This is a genomic window from Kocuria salina (assembly GCF_013368965.1).
Lineage (GTDB): Bacteria > Actinomycetota > Actinomycetes > Actinomycetales > Micrococcaceae > Kocuria > Kocuria rosea.
Genome location: NZ_SSSF01000002.1, coordinates 42231 through 56517, shown reverse-complemented (window position 1 = coordinate 56517; position 14287 = coordinate 42231). Strand labels below are relative to the sequence as shown.

General features: G+C 74.8%; 14 protein-coding genes. 9 read left to right on the top strand and 5 right to left on the bottom strand.

What is annotated here, in order from left to right:
* Nucleotides 1–59 precede the first annotated feature (59 nt).
* Entirely contained in the window at nucleotides 60–1097 is a 1038-nt protein-coding gene (locus E7Z53_RS04355; RefSeq protein ID WP_176337275.1) for a DUF368 domain-containing protein, read from the bottom strand.
* 139 nt (nucleotides 1098–1236) lie between these two features.
* On the opposite strand from E7Z53_RS04355, the gene E7Z53_RS04350 reads away from it, so the two are divergent.
* From E7Z53_RS04350 to E7Z53_RS04315, 8 genes are all read left to right on the top strand, one after another.
* The gene (locus E7Z53_RS04350; RefSeq protein ID WP_126350468.1) at nucleotides 1237–2679 is read left to right on the top strand and encodes a sodium/glutamate symporter; all 1443 of its coding nucleotides are present in this window, start codon (nucleotides 1237–1239) and stop codon (nucleotides 2677–2679) included.
* A gap of 6 nt (nucleotides 2680–2685) precedes the next feature.
* Nucleotides 2686–3444 (top strand): dienelactone hydrolase family protein, encoded by a 759-nt coding sequence (locus tag E7Z53_RS04345; RefSeq protein ID WP_095649913.1) that lies wholly within the window; start codon nucleotides 2686–2688, stop codon nucleotides 3442–3444.
* A 271-nt stretch (nucleotides 3445–3715) separates the two neighbouring features.
* Nucleotides 3716–3937: a hypothetical protein gene (locus tag E7Z53_RS04340; RefSeq protein WP_035925329.1), complete on the top strand. Its 222-nt coding sequence runs from the start codon at nucleotides 3716–3718 to the stop codon at nucleotides 3935–3937.
* Nucleotides 3938–4040: 103 nt separating this feature from the next.
* Nucleotides 4041–4913, top strand: a complete 873-nt coding sequence (locus tag E7Z53_RS04335; RefSeq protein WP_095649914.1) for an N-acetylglucosamine kinase — start codon at nucleotides 4041–4043, stop codon at nucleotides 4911–4913.
* A 34-nt stretch (nucleotides 4914–4947) separates the two neighbouring features.
* Nucleotides 4948–5862, top strand: coding sequence for an EamA family transporter (locus E7Z53_RS04330; RefSeq protein WP_095649915.1), 915 nt, complete (start codon nucleotides 4948–4950; stop codon nucleotides 5860–5862).
* Between the two features lie 45 nt (nucleotides 5863–5907).
* Nucleotides 5908–6114: a hypothetical protein gene (locus E7Z53_RS04325; RefSeq protein WP_017834015.1), complete on the top strand. Its 207-nt coding sequence runs from the start codon at nucleotides 5908–5910 to the stop codon at nucleotides 6112–6114.
* 55 nt (nucleotides 6115–6169) lie between these two features.
* Nucleotides 6170–7309, top strand: a complete 1140-nt coding sequence (locus E7Z53_RS04320) for an NAD(P)/FAD-dependent oxidoreductase (RefSeq protein ID WP_126350470.1) — start codon at nucleotides 6170–6172, stop codon at nucleotides 7307–7309.
* Between the two features lie 137 nt (nucleotides 7310–7446).
* Nucleotides 7447–8232 carry a VOC family protein gene (locus tag E7Z53_RS04315; protein ID WP_109221851.1) on the top strand — a complete coding sequence of 262 codons (786 nt, stop codon included), beginning with the start codon at nucleotides 7447–7449 and terminating at the stop codon, nucleotides 8230–8232.
* An 18-nt stretch (nucleotides 8233–8250) separates the two neighbouring features.
* On the opposite strand, the gene E7Z53_RS04310 is transcribed toward E7Z53_RS04315, so the two are convergent.
* Together E7Z53_RS04310 and E7Z53_RS04305 are read right to left on the bottom strand one after the other, a co-directional pair.
* Nucleotides 8251–9084, bottom strand: coding sequence for a hypothetical protein (locus tag E7Z53_RS04310; RefSeq protein ID WP_176337274.1), 834 nt, complete (start codon nucleotides 9082–9084; stop codon nucleotides 8251–8253).
* The gene (locus E7Z53_RS04305; RefSeq protein WP_115163143.1) at nucleotides 9081–9875 is read right to left on the bottom strand and encodes a ferritin-like domain-containing protein; all 795 of its coding nucleotides are present in this window, start codon (nucleotides 9873–9875) and stop codon (nucleotides 9081–9083) included. The genes E7Z53_RS04310 and E7Z53_RS04305 overlap by 4 nt, the downstream gene beginning before the upstream one ends.
* Nucleotides 9876–9940: 65 nt before the next feature.
* Here E7Z53_RS04305 and E7Z53_RS04300 point away from each other — a divergent pair, with 65 nt between their 5' ends.
* Nucleotides 9941–10150: a hypothetical protein gene (locus E7Z53_RS04300; protein ID WP_176337273.1), complete on the top strand. Its 210-nt coding sequence runs from the start codon at nucleotides 9941–9943 to the stop codon at nucleotides 10148–10150.
* Between the two features lie 83 nt (nucleotides 10151–10233).
* Here the strand turns inward: E7Z53_RS04300 and E7Z53_RS04295 are convergent, their stop codons facing one another.
* On the bottom strand, nucleotides 10234–12759 hold the full coding sequence (locus E7Z53_RS04295) for a glycoside hydrolase family 3 protein (RefSeq protein ID WP_176337272.1): 2526 nt from the start codon (nucleotides 12757–12759) through the stop codon (nucleotides 10234–10236).
* Nucleotides 12760–12809: 50 nt separating this feature from the next.
* Complete coding sequence (locus E7Z53_RS04290) at nucleotides 12810–14282, bottom strand: rhamnulokinase (RefSeq protein ID WP_017834022.1); 1473 nt, start codon at nucleotides 14280–14282, stop codon at nucleotides 12810–12812.
* Nucleotides 14283–14287: the final 5 nt, after the last annotated feature.

Sequence of the window (14287 nt, the reverse complement as noted above, 5' to 3'; positions counted from 1 at the left end):
CCGGGGGAGCCGCGGGCGGGGTGTCTCCCGCCAGTCTGTCGCGGCCGGCCCGGGGCCGTCTACCGGGTGCTGTCCGCGGCGTCGTCGCCGGACTCGACGCCGGCGAGCTCCTCCTGGGAGCCGTGCCCGGTGCGCGCCCGGGTGCGGGCGTCGACGGCCAGCAGAGCGAGGACGACGACGCAGCCGGCCGCCGCCGCGAGCAGCTGCACCCACCAGTCCCCCTCGGGGGAGAGCAGCGTGCGGTCCTCGAGCTGCCAGGGCCACAGCGTGCGCAGGGCGCCGAGCATGAGCCCGGTGAGCGCCAGCATGGTGACGCGGTGGTGGTGGTCGAGGAGCCACTGCAGGCCCTTGACGATGACCACCATGCCCAGGGCCGCCCCGAGGAAGAACAGGGACAGGTAGCCGAGGTCGAGCTCGTCGACGGCCCGCAGCGTCGGCTGGTAGAGCCCGATCGTCAGGAGCAGGAAGGAGCCGGAGAGCCCGGGGAGCAGCAGCGCGGACACCGCGACCATGGCCGCGAGCACGATGAGCAGCGGCGCGGGGGCCACCGTGGTGGGCGGCACGGACACGAGCACGAACGCGAGCACGGCCGCGAGCGCCACGACGGCCGCGTCCCGGGCCCGCAGGGCCCCGCCCGCCAGACGGAGGGGCACCCCGATGGAGGCCAGGACCATGCCGAAGAACAGCGCCCGCATGGTGACGGGGTACTCCTCGACGAGGTGGCTCATGGGCCCGGCCACGGTGAGCAGGGCCGCGACCATGCCGATCACCACGGGCACCACGATCCGCCAGTGCACCCGGGCCAGGTGATGCCGCACCCCGGCGGCGCGGTCGGGCCCGAGCAGCGCCCGCCTGCCGGCGGAGACCACGTGCCCGGCGGAGTTGATGAGCTCGTCGTAGATGCCGACCACGAGGGCCACGGTGCCGCCGCTGACCCCGGGGACGGTCTCGACCACGCCGATGAGCGCGCCGCGCACCACGTTGCCCGGGATGCTGCGGCGGACCTCCCCGCCGGGAGTGGTCGTGGCGGTGGTCGTGGCGGTGGTCGTGGTGGCCGGCGGTGTCGAGGGACGGTCCGGGGGCGACGAGGGCGTCACAGGTGCTCCTGGGCAGGGGAAGAGGGGACGCCTGCCAGGGTACCGGGGCGGGCGCCCGCCCCGGCGGCCCCGGGTGTGCCGCCGGACACGCGTGCGTAGACTGGCCCGACCGCACGAGCCTTCGACCCAGGAGCCCGCCATGAGCCCCAACCACGTCGGTTTCGCCCTGATCCTGCTGGCAGCGCTGTTCCTCGTGGGGAAGTGGTTGCGGGTCCGGGTGCGGTGGATCCAAAAGATCTTCCTGCCCAGCTCCATCATCGCGGGCTTCCTCGCCCTGCTCGCCGGGCCCCAGGTCCTGGGCCGGGTCGGGGAGGCCGCCGGGGTCGGCTGGCTCGCGGACGGGGGCGTGTTCACCCCGGAGATCCTCGAGGTCTGGGCCGCCCTGCCCAGCCTGCTCATCAGCGTGGTCTTCGCGACGCTCTTCCTCGGGGCGTCCATCCCCGGTCCGCGGCGCGTCGCCCGGCTCGCCGGCCCGCAGCTGTCGGTGGGTCTCGCCTTCGGCTCCGGCCAGTACGTCGTCGGCCTGCTGCTGGTGATCGCGGTCCTCGGTCCCCTGTTCGGGATCTCCCCCATGGCCGGGGCCCTCATCGAGATCGGCTTCGAGGGCGGCCACGGCACCGCGGCCGGGATGCGCCCCGTGATGGAGGAGCTCGGCTTCGAGGAGGGCGCGGACCTGGCCCTGGGCATGGCCACGATCGGTCTGGTGGGCGGCATCGTCATCGGGATCGCCGTCATCAACTGGGGTGTGCGCACCGGCCGCACCAAGGTGCTCAAGGGCAACGTGGAGCAGTCCGTCGAGGAGCAGAAGGGCCTCTACCGCCGGGACGAGAACATCCCCGCGGCCATGATGACCTCCCGGCCGGCCTCGATCGAGCCGCTGACCCTGCACGTGGCCGTGGTGGGCATCGCGATCCTCATCGGCTACCTCATCCTCACGGCCCTGCAGTGGGTCGAGCAGGCCCTCTGGGCGGACACCGTGGAGCTGCTCGCGTTCGTGCCCCTGTTCCCGCTCGCCATGCTGGGCGGCGTGGTGGTGCAGCTGGTGATGGACTGGCGGGGCATCGGCCACCTGCTGGACCACCAGATGATGCTGCGCATCCAGGGGCTCGCCCTCGACTTCCTGATCCTCGCCGCGATCGCGACCCTGTCCCTCACCGCGATCGCCGCGAACTGGGAGGTCTTCCTGGTCCTGTCCGTCGCCGGCGTCGTCTTCTGCACCGGCTTCCTGCTCCTCTTCGTGCCCAAGGTCATCCCCGACTACTGGCTCGAGCGCGGCATCGCGGACTTCGGCCAGTCCATGGGCGTCACCGCCACCGGCCTCATCCTGATGCGCATCGCCGACCCGCACGACGAGAGCCCGGCGATGGAGGCCTTCGGCTACAAGCAGCTGTTCTTCGAGCCGTTCTTCGGCGGCGGGCTGATCACCGCCGCCTCGGTGCCGCTGATCTACCAGTTCGGCCCGTGGCCGCTGCTCGTCGTGATGTCGGTGCTGTTCGTGGTGGCGCTGGTCGGCGGCATGTCCTACCGCAAGCGGCTCGTGGCGGCCGGCTCCGCCGACGCCGTGCACGCCCGGCAGGCCTGACGGGCCATGAGCGACGTCCTCGTGGCCACCGGTCACGGGCAGATGCCCGTCCACGTGGCGGTGCCCGACGGCCCGGGGCCCTGGCCCGGGGTGGTGCTCGTGCACGACTTCACCGGGATGAGCCAGGACCTGCGCCACCAGGCGGACTGGCTGGCGGGCGAGGGGTTCCTCGCCGTGGCCCCGGACCTCTTCTACTGGGGCGGCCGGCTCCGCTGCCTGCGCACGATCATGAAGGACATCGGCGCCCGCCGGGGACGCACGTTCGACGACGTCGAGGCGGCGCGGTCCTGGCTCGCCGCGCGCCCCGACTGCACGGGCCGGATCGGGGTCGTCGGCTTCTGCATGGGCGGCGGCTACGCGCTCGCCCTCGCCGTGGAGCACGGGTTCTCGGCCGCGAGCACGAACTACGGCGGGTGCCCCGAGGGCGCCGAGCAGTGGCTCCCGGACGCCTGCCCCATCGTGGGCAGCTACGGCGGGGCGGACACCACTCCCCTGGGCGCCGACGCCGGCCGCCGCCTGGAGGGCATCCTCACCGAGACCGAGGTGGCGCACGACATCAGGATCTACCCCGGGGTGGGTCACGGCTTCATGAACGACCACGACCCCGAGGACCTCTCGCCGATGCTGCGGGTGCTCGGCCGGTTCAGCCGCACGGCCTACGACGACCCGGCCACCCAGGACGCCCGGCGCCGGATCGTCGCGTTCTTCGACCGGCATCTGCGGGAGCCGGCCGATCCGGACGGAGCGCAGGGCTCCGAGGGCTGAGCACCCGGCACGAGGGCGCGCACGACACGGATGACGGTGTGCGACGACGATTTCGTGACGTGTTGTTGTTCACGCGCCCGGCCGGGACGGCCGTCACAGAACGCCGCCCTCGGCACCCTCCGGGCAACCGTTGCAGGTTGCCGACCGGACGGGGGTGTGACGAAGCTCAAGACCCGCGGGCCGTTTGTCAAATCGGGGTCGCTGCGCAGGTCACCGCGGACAGTGCACCATGGAAGCACACACGAACGAAGACTTGATGGGAGGTGGCGGAATGACCGCTGCTGAGAAGTGGATGACCGACCTGAGCCAGATCCAGCCCGGCGACCGGCTCGAGATCTGGGACGAGTTCTACGAGAGCTGCGTCGGCACCGTGGGGCAGGTCTCGCACCCCCTGGGCGTCCTGTGGGTCCTGGAGGCCGGCACCGGCGTCCGCCGGCTGTTCTCCTTCGAGGACTGCCGCCTGCGCCCCGCGCCCCTGGCCCTCGCGGCCTGACCGGACACGGTCCACGACGCCCGATCGGGCCGGTTCGCACCGGCGCCCGGTCGGGCGTCGTCGTGCCCTGGGCCGGCCCGGCCGCGCACGGCAGGATGGACCCATGAGCATCCTCATCGGCCTGGACATCGGCGGCACCACGACCCACGGCCTGCGGGCCGAGGACGGCCGCCCGGTGCAGGAGGTCGTCGGCGGCAGCGCCAACGTGCAGAACGTCAGTCCCGCCCAGGCCTCCCGCGCCCTGGCCGGCGTCCTCGGTGAGCTGGGCGCCTCCGCCGCGGACGTGGTCGTGGCAGGGGCGGGCGGCGTCGACACGCCCGCGGACGCCGAGGCGCTGCGCGCGCTCATCGCCCCGCACACGGGGGCGGCGCGGATCGTCGTCGTGCACGACACCCGGCTGGTCCTGGCCGCCGGCGGGTGCAGCACCGGCATCGCGGTCATCGCCGGCACCGGCTCCGCCGCCTGGGGCGCCGCCCCGGACGGCCGGGAGGCGCGCGCCGGCGGCTGGGGGCACCTGCTGGGCGACGAGGGCAGCGGCTACTGGCTGGGCCGGGAGCTCGTGCGCCGCGCCCTCGCCCGGCTCGACGACGGGCTGCGGCCCGACGCCCTGGACCGGGCGGTGCTGGCGCAATGCGGGATTCCCGAGCCCGGTCAGCTCATCGAGCGCTTCCACAGCGGCGTGGACCGCGGGTTCTGGGCCGGGCTCTCCCGGGTCGCCTTCGAGGCCGCGGCGCACGACGACGACGCCCTGCAGCTGGTGGAGCGCGCGGCCGGGGCGCTGGCCGACCTCGCCGCCACCGTGTCCCGGCGGCTGGAGCTGACCGGCCCGGTGGTGGTGGGCGGTGGCCTGGCACGGCACCAGCCGCTGCTGCGGGACCGGCTGCAGCAGGCCGCCGCGGCCCGCGGTCTCGGGGAGCTGCGGGTGCTCGAGCGCGATCCCGTGCACGGCGCCCTGCGTCTCGGCGAGCGCCGGTGACGGCAGAGCCGCCGGGGAGCCCTACCCTGAACGGGTGACCACCCTCGCTCCCGCCCGCGGCCCCCGGCTGCGCCCGACCCTCTACGTGCTGGCCGCCGTCGTCTCCGTCCAGTTCGGCGGGGCCCTCGCCGCCGTCCTGGTGCCCCTGATCGGGGCGTCCGCCACGGTGACCATGCGGCTGCTCATCAGCGCCGCGATCATGCTGGCCGTCATCCGGCCGCGGCTGCGCGGCCGGAGCCGGGAGGCGTGGCGGTCCGGTCTGTTCTTCGGGGCGGCCCTGGCCGGCATGAACTTCGCGTTCTACCAGTCCCTGGCCACCCTCCCGCTGGGCGTGGCCGTGACCATCGAGTTCCTGGGCCCGCTCGCCCTGTCCGCCGTGCTCTCCCGCCGCGGCCGGGACGTCCTCGCCGTGGCGGCGGCCCTGGGCGGGATCGTGCTCATCTCCCAGGCCCTCACCGTGCCGTGGCCGGAGCTCGACCTCGCCGGCATCGCCTGGGCGGCGCTGGCCGGGGCGGGCTGGGCCGCCTACATCCTGGGCAGCCGGTCCGCGGGCCGGCACTTCGACCAGCTGGACGGTCTCGCCGTGGCCCTGGTCGTGGCGGCGGTCCTGGTCACCCCGGTGGGGGTCCTCACGGCGCACGTCCCCGCCCTGACGTGGGGCGTGCTGGGCGCGGGGGTGGGGATCGCGATGCTCTCCTCCGTGGTCCCCTACTCCCTTGAGCTGCTCGCGCTGCGGGCCATCCCGCCCAAGGTCTTCGGGATCCTGCTGAGCCTGGAGCCCGCGGTCGCGGCCCTCGCCGGGCTGCTGGTGCTCGGGCAGGCGCTCACGGGCCCGCAGCTCGTGGGCATGGGCCTGGTGGTGGCCGCGAGCGCCGTGGTCATGGTCGGCGGGAGCTCCCCCGAGCTCGCCGCGGACGCCGCAGCGGACCCGGCGGCCCGCGAAAACTGATCAGTCCCCTGTTCAATGTCGGACGGCCGTGATGGGATGGAGACCATGGAAGCCAACGAGATCATGGACCGCATCCGCTCCGCCCGGGACCACGCCCTGGAGCAGGAGCGCGAGGAGCGCAGCAACATCGAGAACGCCGACACCGCGGACAAGCAGGGCGCGGCGAGCGTGCGCCTGGCCACCCGGCAGGCCGTGCGGGAGGCCTTCGACGACATCCTCGGCGAGAGCACCGACCCCGGGCAGGACGGCTGAGCGCCCGGACGGCAGCGCGCCCGACCGGCGTGACGAGCGTCCCCGGAGTCCTCCGGTGACCCGCACGGCCGTGGTCGGCGCGGGCATCGTGGGCCTGGCCGCCGCCCACGCCCTGCGGGCGCGCGGCGCCGACGTGACCCTGTACGAGTCCGGGCCGCCCGGCAGCGGGCAGTCCGCCGGGCAGGGCCGGATCTTCCGGCACGCCCACGAGGACCCCCGGCTGGTGGCGCTGGTCGCCCGCAGCCGGGCCCTGTGGCGGGAGTGGGAGGAGGAGTTCGGCGTCGAGCTGGTCTCCCCCGACGGCGCCGTGGCGATCGGGGACGGAGTCGAGGACAAGCTCCGCGCCCTGGAGCCGTTCGAGGACGTCCCCGTGCGGCGTCTGCCGCCCGAGGAGCTGCACGAGCGGCTGCCGCTGCTGGCCGACTGGACCGGCCCGGCGATGCTCGACGTCCGCGGCGGTGCCATCCGCACCCTCGCCGCCGTCGCGGCGCTGTCGCGCCGGCTCGAGGGGTCGATGCTGCGCGAGCACGTGCTCGCGGTCCGGCGCACGGGCACGGGAGCGGTGGAGGTGCGCACCGGAACCACCTGCGAGACCTACGACCACGTGGTGCTGTGCGCCGGCCGGGGCACCGCCCCGCTGGCCCGCGGCGCCGGGCTCGACCTGCCCGTGGAGGTGGGCGCCCACGTCCGCCTCACGTTCGCCCTGGCCCCGGACGGACCGGCCCTTCACGGTTCGGTCCCGGACGGAGCGCCCTCTGGTGTCGCTCGAGGCCTGCCGACCTTCCAGGACGGCAGCGGGGCCTTCGGCGAGACCGGCGTGTACGCCGCGCCTTATCCGGACGGCCGCCACTTCTCGGTGGGCCTCAGCGCCGACACGCCCGCCCACCCGGACGGCGGCCTCGCCGATCCCGCGGCGCTCGCCGCCCTGGCCGACCGGACCGTCTCCTACGTGCGGCGCGCCCTGCCCGGCCTGGACCCGCGCCCGGTGGACCACGTGCACTGCTGGGTCACCCGGCTGCCCTGGGGCGACGACGGCGTGGGGATCTGGTCCGAGGACGGGCTCACCGCCCTCGCCGGGCACAACCTGTTCAAGCAGGCCCCCGCGCTCGGCGAGGCGCTCGCCGGGACCGTGCTGACCGGCACGGTCCCCGGCCACCTCCACCACGGGGAGCGGCTGGGCCGCTCGGCCGGCTGAGCGGACCCGGTAGCGCGTCCGAGCGGGCGCCTAGCCTGGAACGTGCCGGAGGTCACACCAAACCGTGTCCGGGTCCCGGACGCCGTGGCGGACCCCCGGCGGCACCGCTGCACCCGCTTCCCGGAAGGACCCTCGCCATGACCACGCACACCGAACCCTGGCCGGCCGGCACGCCCTGCTGGGTGGACCTGATGGCTTCTGACCTGGGCCGCACCCAGGCCTTCTACCGCGACGTGCTCGGCTGGACCTACTCCGAGTCCCAGCCCGAGTACGGCGGCTACTGCAACGCGCTGCTCGGCGGTCGGGCCGTCGCCGGGCTCTCCCCCACCATGGAGGGCATGGCCGACGCCCCGCACGTCTGGTCGGTCTACCTGGCCACCGAGGACATCTCCGCCCATGCCGCCCGGGCGGTCGAGGCCGGGGCCACCCCGGTGTTCGAGCCCATGGAGGTCGGGGCCTTCGGCTCCATGGGGATGTGGGTCGACCGCACCGGGGCGGGCTTCGGCATGTGGCAGGCCCACGAGCACACCGGCTTCGAGGCGTACGGGGAGCCCGGCGCGGTGGTCTGGTGCGATCTCATGACCGGTGATCCCGCCGCCGCCCAGGGCTTCTACGCCGCGGTCTTCGGCTACGCCTACCAGGACATCGGCGACGACCGGATGCCCTACGCCCTGTTCACCGTTCCCGGCGGGCAGATGCCCGCCGGCGGCATCGGCGGTCTCGACCCCGCGGCCGGTGACGCCCGGCCCGGCTGGTCGGTCGCGTTCCAGGTCGAGGACGTCGACGCCGCCGTGCGCCGCGTGCGCGAGGCCGGGGGGTCGGTCGTCCAGGAGCCCTCCGACTTCGAGTACGGGCGGATGGCAGCCGTCGCGGGACCCGACCAGGAGGTCTTCGTGCTGATGACCCCGAAGGAGGAGATGTAGCTCCCCTGCCGGGGCGCCTCAGCCCCGGTCGAGGCGTCCCAGCGCCGCGGCAACCGGGCGGGCGCCGGCCAGACCGGGCAGCGCGGCGAGGTCCTCGTCGACCGCCAGCAGGTCGGCACGGGCGGCCGGGTCCGCGAACAGCCGGCTGACCCACGCCCGGTGCGGACCGGGGTCGCCGTAGCGGGTGCCGGGCCACCGCCACCGGGCCACCCCGGAGCGGGCGAGCCGACGCGCGCTCGCGCTGCGGTCCAGTCGCGCTCCGGCCTCCTCGGCGAAGAACGCCAGGTGCCGCTCCTTCAGTCCCACGATCTTCCGGGCCGTACCGGCCAGCCGGGGCTCGACTGCCCCCAGCCGCCGGTAGACCGCGGCGAGCACGGCGGTGTCGAGTCCTCCGGTGACCATCTGGGCGCCGGTGGTCTCGGCGCCCAGCAGATTGCTGGAGACCGCGCCGAGCGCGGGCCGGGCCCGTTCGTCCCAGGTCCGCCGGGCCCGGCCGAGGGGCGTGTCGGCGGGCTCCCGGGCCGTGCGGCCGTTGGCAGCCAGGACAGCTCCCAGGGTCTCGGCGAGCCAGTGCTGCTCGTAGGCCCACGCGGTGAGGAAGGCCGTCACCCGGGCCTCGGCGTGGGTGGGGGTGACCAGCAGGTCCCGCAGCCGGTCCAGCAGGCCGCGCTCGACGCACCACAGGTGCGCCAGCACCTCCAGGGTCCCGGGGTCGAGGTCGTTCAGGGCCTGGAGGTCGAGGTCGGCCGGGCGCAGCGCGTGCGGGTCGCGCGCGTAGGCGCGCACGTCGAACCCGGGTGCGCGCACGTCGGACCGGGGGCCGCCCACCGCGGAGATGCTGCTCGCGCTCACGCGGCCACGCCCCGGGCGTCCAGGGCGTCGGCCACCACCGTCAGTCCCTCCATGCCGGGCAGCTTCGCGATCTGGCGGTCGATGGCCTCGACCTCCCGGCGGCCCTCGGCCCCGGCGAAGAGGTGGCCCATGACGTGGGTGACCTCCTCCTCGGGCGAGACCCCGGAGCCGACCGGCTGCCAGGCGGTGCGCAGGGCCAGGCGGGCGAGCTTCTGCGCCTTCGGGTTGTCCTGCAGCCGGGCCCGGGCCTGGGTGGTGTAGAACGCGATGTGCTTGGTCTCCTGCGCGGCGATGCGCCGTAGCAGCGGGGCGAGCACGGGGTGGTCCTCGAGCGCGGCCAGGCGCCGGTAGGCGGCGGCCGCGGAGCGTTCGTTCACCGCGCCCCAGAGCATGTGCACGGCGACGAAGTCGGTGCCCACGATGTTGGACAGCAGCGACTGCTTCACCGGGTTGATGCGGTCGCGCCAGCCGAGCTTGACCCGCTTGGCCTTGAGCTCGTCGAAGGCCACGGTGATCCCGTGCAGGGACAGCACGTGGGCGAGGGCTTCCCCGTGCCAGAACTCCTCCCGGTTCCACATGGTCATGAAGGTGCTGACCTCGGGGTCCTTGCGGGAGGGGCTGACGAGCATGTCCCGCAGGTAGCAGACGGTGTGGAACTCGACGTCGCACATGTACCGCAGCGTGCGCAGCGTCTCCGGGGGCAGGGGGTCCTCGCGCAGGGCCTCGAGCCCCAGGTCCTCCCAGTGCAGACTGGTGGACTCCTCGGCGAACCGGTCGATGTCGAAGGCCATGACGCCTCTTTCTCCTCCTCGATGGGGTGCTCTCGTGAGGATGTTCGGCGCCGGGGCGGCATCGGATGGGTGGGTCCCTCCACGGCGTGGACCTCGAGGTCCGGGTCGGGGAGGCGCCCTGGATGGAGCGGATCTCCCCCTTCCACTGGTACATCGGCGCCGAACCGCCGGCCGCCGGCGTCGACTGGTCCGGTCTGGGGCTGCTGGCCGCGCCGGCGGTCCTGGCGGCGGCAGGGGGCGCCGCTGCCTTCGAGCGGCGCGACCTCATGGTCTGATCCACGGGCCTGTCCTGGCACGTCACCGGGCGTCCGGACGGGCACGACGTCCCGCGGCCCCGCGCGCAGAGACGTTCCCACCGTCAGGCCAGGGGAACCCGTGCCCGGACGTCGCCCAGCCCGCGGGCGAGCACGAGCTCCCCGCCCCCGGCCAGGGGTGCCCAGGTGCCGGCGGCGTCGTCCCAGCGGCGGAGCAGCCTGTCGTCGCAGCGCACCCTGACGGCGGCCGTGGCCCTGCTGGGGACGTCCACCCCCTGGTAGCCGATCAAGCGGATCGGCTGGTCGTCCTCGGCCGGGTCCAGGTAGACCTGCACGGTCTCCCGCGACGCCCGGGACGAGGTGTTCGTGAGCTCGACGTCCACCACCGGTCCGCCCTCGCCCGCCCGGGCCCGCACGGTCCCGTACTCCCAGGTGCCGTAGCCCAGGCCGTGCCCGAACCAGAACAGCGGGGCGGGGGCGTGCCCGGCGTGGTAGCCGCGGTGGCCGATGAACGTGCCGTCGTCGTAGCTCAGTGCCCGGTCGCCGTCCGGGACCACGCCCCACGCCGGGGCCGCCCCGTCCGCGGCGGGCCAGGAGGTGACCAGTCGCCCGGTGGGCTCGAGTACGCCGGTCAGGGCGGCGGCCACGGCGTGTCCTCCCTCCTGACCCGGCAGCCCGGCCACCAGCACCGCGTCCACCTGGTCCAGCCAGGGCATGAGCACGGGGGTGGCGGCGTTGACGACGACCACGGTCCGCTCGGCGGCGGCGGCCACGCGTCGGACGAGCTCGTCCTGGCGCCCGGGCAGGACGAGGGTCGTCTTGTCGGCGGCCTCGGTCTCCTGCTCCTCGGTCAGGCCGACGACGACGACGGCGGTGCCGGCGGCGGCCGCCGCGGCCTCGGCGGCGGCGAGCAGGTCGTCGTCGGGGCGCGGGGCCGGGGCTGCCACCAGGGCCGTCTTGCCCGCCGTGGTCATCTGCAGCAGGTGGCTCTCCTCGGCCAGCCCCAGACCCGGATCGCCCAGGAGCACCTCCCGCCAGTCGACCGGGGCCGGCGCCACGGTGGCCGTGAGGGTGGCCGCAGCCGGCAGCTCCACGGTCTCGGCGAAGGCCGGTGGGCGCAGCATCGCCTCGCCCGGGTCCTGCCCCTCGAGGCGCAGCTCGGCCGACAGCTCCTGCCCCTCCGCCACCAGGTCCCAGCGCCCGGCGCCGACGGCGCCCAGCCGCACCGGTCCCGCGTCGTTGGCCAGGATGGTGGTGAGCACCGCGGTGGCCGGGACCTCGCCGAGGTCGTCGTGCCCGTCGAGCGAGATCGCCGGGGAGTCGGAGTGGTACCGGGTGAGCTCGGTGCCGTCGGCGCCGAGCAGCACCACCTGCATCCCCGGGGTTCCGGTGGCCGGATCCGTGAGGAAGGCGGGGTCCGCGGGGACCGGGCGGGTCCGCACGGCCGGTCCGTCGGCCACGCGCACGCGGTCCCCGAGCAGCGCGGCCAGCCCCTCGGCGATCGTGGACAGGTAGGGCGGGTTCACGACCGCCGAGCCCCCGCCCATGTCCACGGTGTCGATAGCGTGCCGTCCGATCAGCGCCACGTCCTGGCCGGCATCCCCTTCCACGGCCAGGGGCAGGACGCCGTCGTTCGCCACGACCGTCATGCCCCGGACGGCGATCCGGCGCAGCTGTTCCTTCCGCTGCGGGGAGTCCACCGCGGGCAGGTCCTGGGCCCACGGGCGGGACTGCCGCCCCGGCGGGGTGAGCCCGCCGACCCGCTCGGCCAGGTGCAGCAGCCGCAGCACGTGGTCGTCGATCGTCTCCTCGGCGACCTCACCGGTCCGGACCGCGGTCACGAGGCGCTCGCCCCAGGGCCCGCCGGGGCCGGGCATGACGAGGTCCAGGCCGCCGCTGGCGGAGGCCGCGGTGCGCTTGGTGGCGAACCAGTCGCTCATGATCAGCCCGTCCCAGGCCCACTCGCCCTTGACGATCCCGTTCTGGACGTGGTCGTGCTCCGTGGCCGCCACCCCGTTGACATCGTTGTAGGCGGCCATCATCGACCAGGCGCCCGCGTCCTGGACCGCCATCTCGAAGGGCAGCAGGTACAGCTCGCGCAGTGCGGTCTCCGGGACCCGGGAGTCCATGAAGTTGCGCAGCGTCTCGGACTCGTTGGCCACCAGGTGCTTCAGGCAGGCGGCGGTCCCGCGCTCCTGCATGCCGCGCACGTAGGCGGCCGCCGTGCGCCCGGTGAGGTACGGGTCCTCGGAGTAGGCCTCGAACAGCCGCCCGCCCAGCGGGGTCCGGTGCAGGTTGATCGTGGGACCGAGGACCACGTGGATGTGCTGGCGCTGGGCCTCCTCGGCCAGCATCCGCCCCACCTCCTCGGCGATCCCGTCATCGAAGGCCCCGGCGATCAGGGTCGCGCTGGGGAACAGGGCCACGGCGTCCCCACCGACGAAGGTCAGCCCTCGGACGCCGGTGGGACCGTCCGAGAAGGCCAGGGCCGCCAGGCCGATCCTCTCGTTGCCGGGCAGGGTGAAGGCGGTCTCGCCGGTGAGCAGGTGGACCTTCTCCGCCAGGGAGAGCCGGTCGACGAGCTCCGTGAGGCGGGCGGCCCGGCCGGAGGTCCGGGTGGCGTCGGTCATGGCGGTGTCGCTTTCTCCCGGGGCGTGCTCCTCACCGTGCCACAGATCACTCACGACCGGCGGGCGGGGCTGAGCACCCGCGGCTCGTAGCGGACGGGTTCGAACGTCCGGGTCACGAGCTCCCGCAGGGCCTCCAGGGTGCCGGAGAGGACGCCGGCGGCCCGCAGCTGGACCAGGACGTTGCCGATCGCGGTGGCCTCCACGGGGCCGGCGTGCACGGTGCGGCCGGTGCGGTCGGCGGTGAGCTGGCACAGCAGGGCGTTCTGCGAGCCGCCGCCCACCACGTGCACGGTGCGGATGCTCCGCCCGGACAGCCGCTCGGCCTGCTCGATCGTGGTGGCGTAGGCCGCGGCCAGGGACTCCAGGATCGAGCGCACCACCTCGGCGCGGCCGCGCGGGGGCTCGACGTCGTGCTCCCGGCACCAGGCGGTGATGCGTGCGGGCATGTCGCCGGGGGGCGTGAAGCGGTCGTCGGTGGCGTCGAAGACGGCCACGGGGCGGGTCACGGCGGCGGCCTCGGCGAGCAGGGCCGCGAGGTCGCTGCTGCGCTGGGCGTCGGTGGCGCCGGGCCCGTCCCAGGTGCGCATGGACTCGGTGAGCAGCCACAGCCCCGAGACGTTCTTCAGGTAGCGGACCCGCCCGTCCACCCCGCCCTCGTTGGTGAAGTTCGCCGCCCGGCTCTCCTCGCCGAGCACCGGGGCGTCCAGCTCGATGCCGACCAGCGACCAGGTCCCGGAGGAGATGAAGGCCGCGTCCTCGGCGGTGCTCGGCACGGCGGCCACGGCGGAGGCGGTGTCGTGGGAGCCGACGGCGGTGACCGGCAGACCCGGGCCGGCGCCGAGCTCGGCCGCCACCGCCGGCAGCAGCGCACCGATCGTGGTGCCGGGGGCGACGACGGGGGCGAGCAGCTCCCGGGCGAACCCGAGCTCGTCCAGCAGCCCGGTGTCCCACTGCCCGGTGCGGGCGTCGAGCAGACCGGTGGTGGAGGCGTTGGTGGCCTCGGCGACCTGTTCCCCTGTCAGCCAGTACCCGATCAGGTCGGGGATCAGCAGCGCCCGGTCGGCCACGGCCAGGTCCCCGGCGAGCCGGTCGGCGGCGAGCTGGAAGACCGTGTTGAACGGCAGGTGCTGCAGCCCGTTGCGCCGGTACAGCTCCTCCCGCCCCACCCGGGCGTGCACCGCCGCCACCCCGGCGGCGGTGCGCTCGTCCCGGTAGTGGTAGGGCACCCCGAGCATCCGTCCGTGGCGCAGCAGCGCGTAGTCCACCGCCCAGGAGTCGACGCCGACGGAGGCGACGTCGTCCTCCTGGCGGAGGGCCTGGGCCAGCCCGGCGGTCACGGACCGGTGGAGCTCGGTGATGTTCCAGTGCAGCCCGGCCCGGTCCCCCTCGTGCAGGCGCACGGGCTGGTTGGGGAAGCGGGCCACGTGGCGCATCCGGAGCCGCCCGTCCACGAGGCCGCCGAGGATCACGCGCCCGCTGGTGGCCCCGAGGTCGACGGCGGCGACCGCCGCGGTGGTGCGCACCGGGC

Excerpts from the sequence above, each read along its gene's own strand:
- E7Z53_RS04325 (WP_017834015.1), top strand. The coding sequence starts at position 5,908 with ATGGAAGCCAACGAGATCATGGACCGCATCCGCTCCGCCCGGGACCAC.
- E7Z53_RS04305 (WP_115163143.1), bottom strand. The coding sequence starts at position 9,875 with ATGGCCTTCGACATCGACCGGTTCGCCGAGGAGTCCACCAGTCTGCAC.
- E7Z53_RS04300 (WP_176337273.1), top strand. The coding sequence starts at position 9,941 with ATGGGTGGGTCCCTCCACGGCGTGGACCTCGAGGTCCGGGTCGGGGAG.
- E7Z53_RS04345 (WP_095649913.1), top strand. The coding sequence starts at position 2,686 with ATGAGCGACGTCCTCGTGGCCACCGGTCACGGGCAGATGCCCGTCCAC.
- E7Z53_RS04315 (WP_109221851.1), top strand. The coding sequence starts at position 7,447 with ATGACCACGCACACCGAACCCTGGCCGGCCGGCACGCCCTGCTGGGTG.
- E7Z53_RS04340 (WP_035925329.1), top strand. The coding sequence starts at position 3,716 with ATGACCGCTGCTGAGAAGTGGATGACCGACCTGAGCCAGATCCAGCCC.
- E7Z53_RS04295 (WP_176337272.1), bottom strand. The coding sequence starts at position 12,759 with ATGACCGACGCCACCCGGACCTCCGGCCGGGCCGCCCGCCTCACGGAG.
- E7Z53_RS04335 (WP_095649914.1), top strand. The coding sequence starts at position 4,041 with ATGAGCATCCTCATCGGCCTGGACATCGGCGGCACCACGACCCACGGC.
- E7Z53_RS04350 (WP_126350468.1), top strand. The coding sequence starts at position 1,237 with ATGAGCCCCAACCACGTCGGTTTCGCCCTGATCCTGCTGGCAGCGCTG.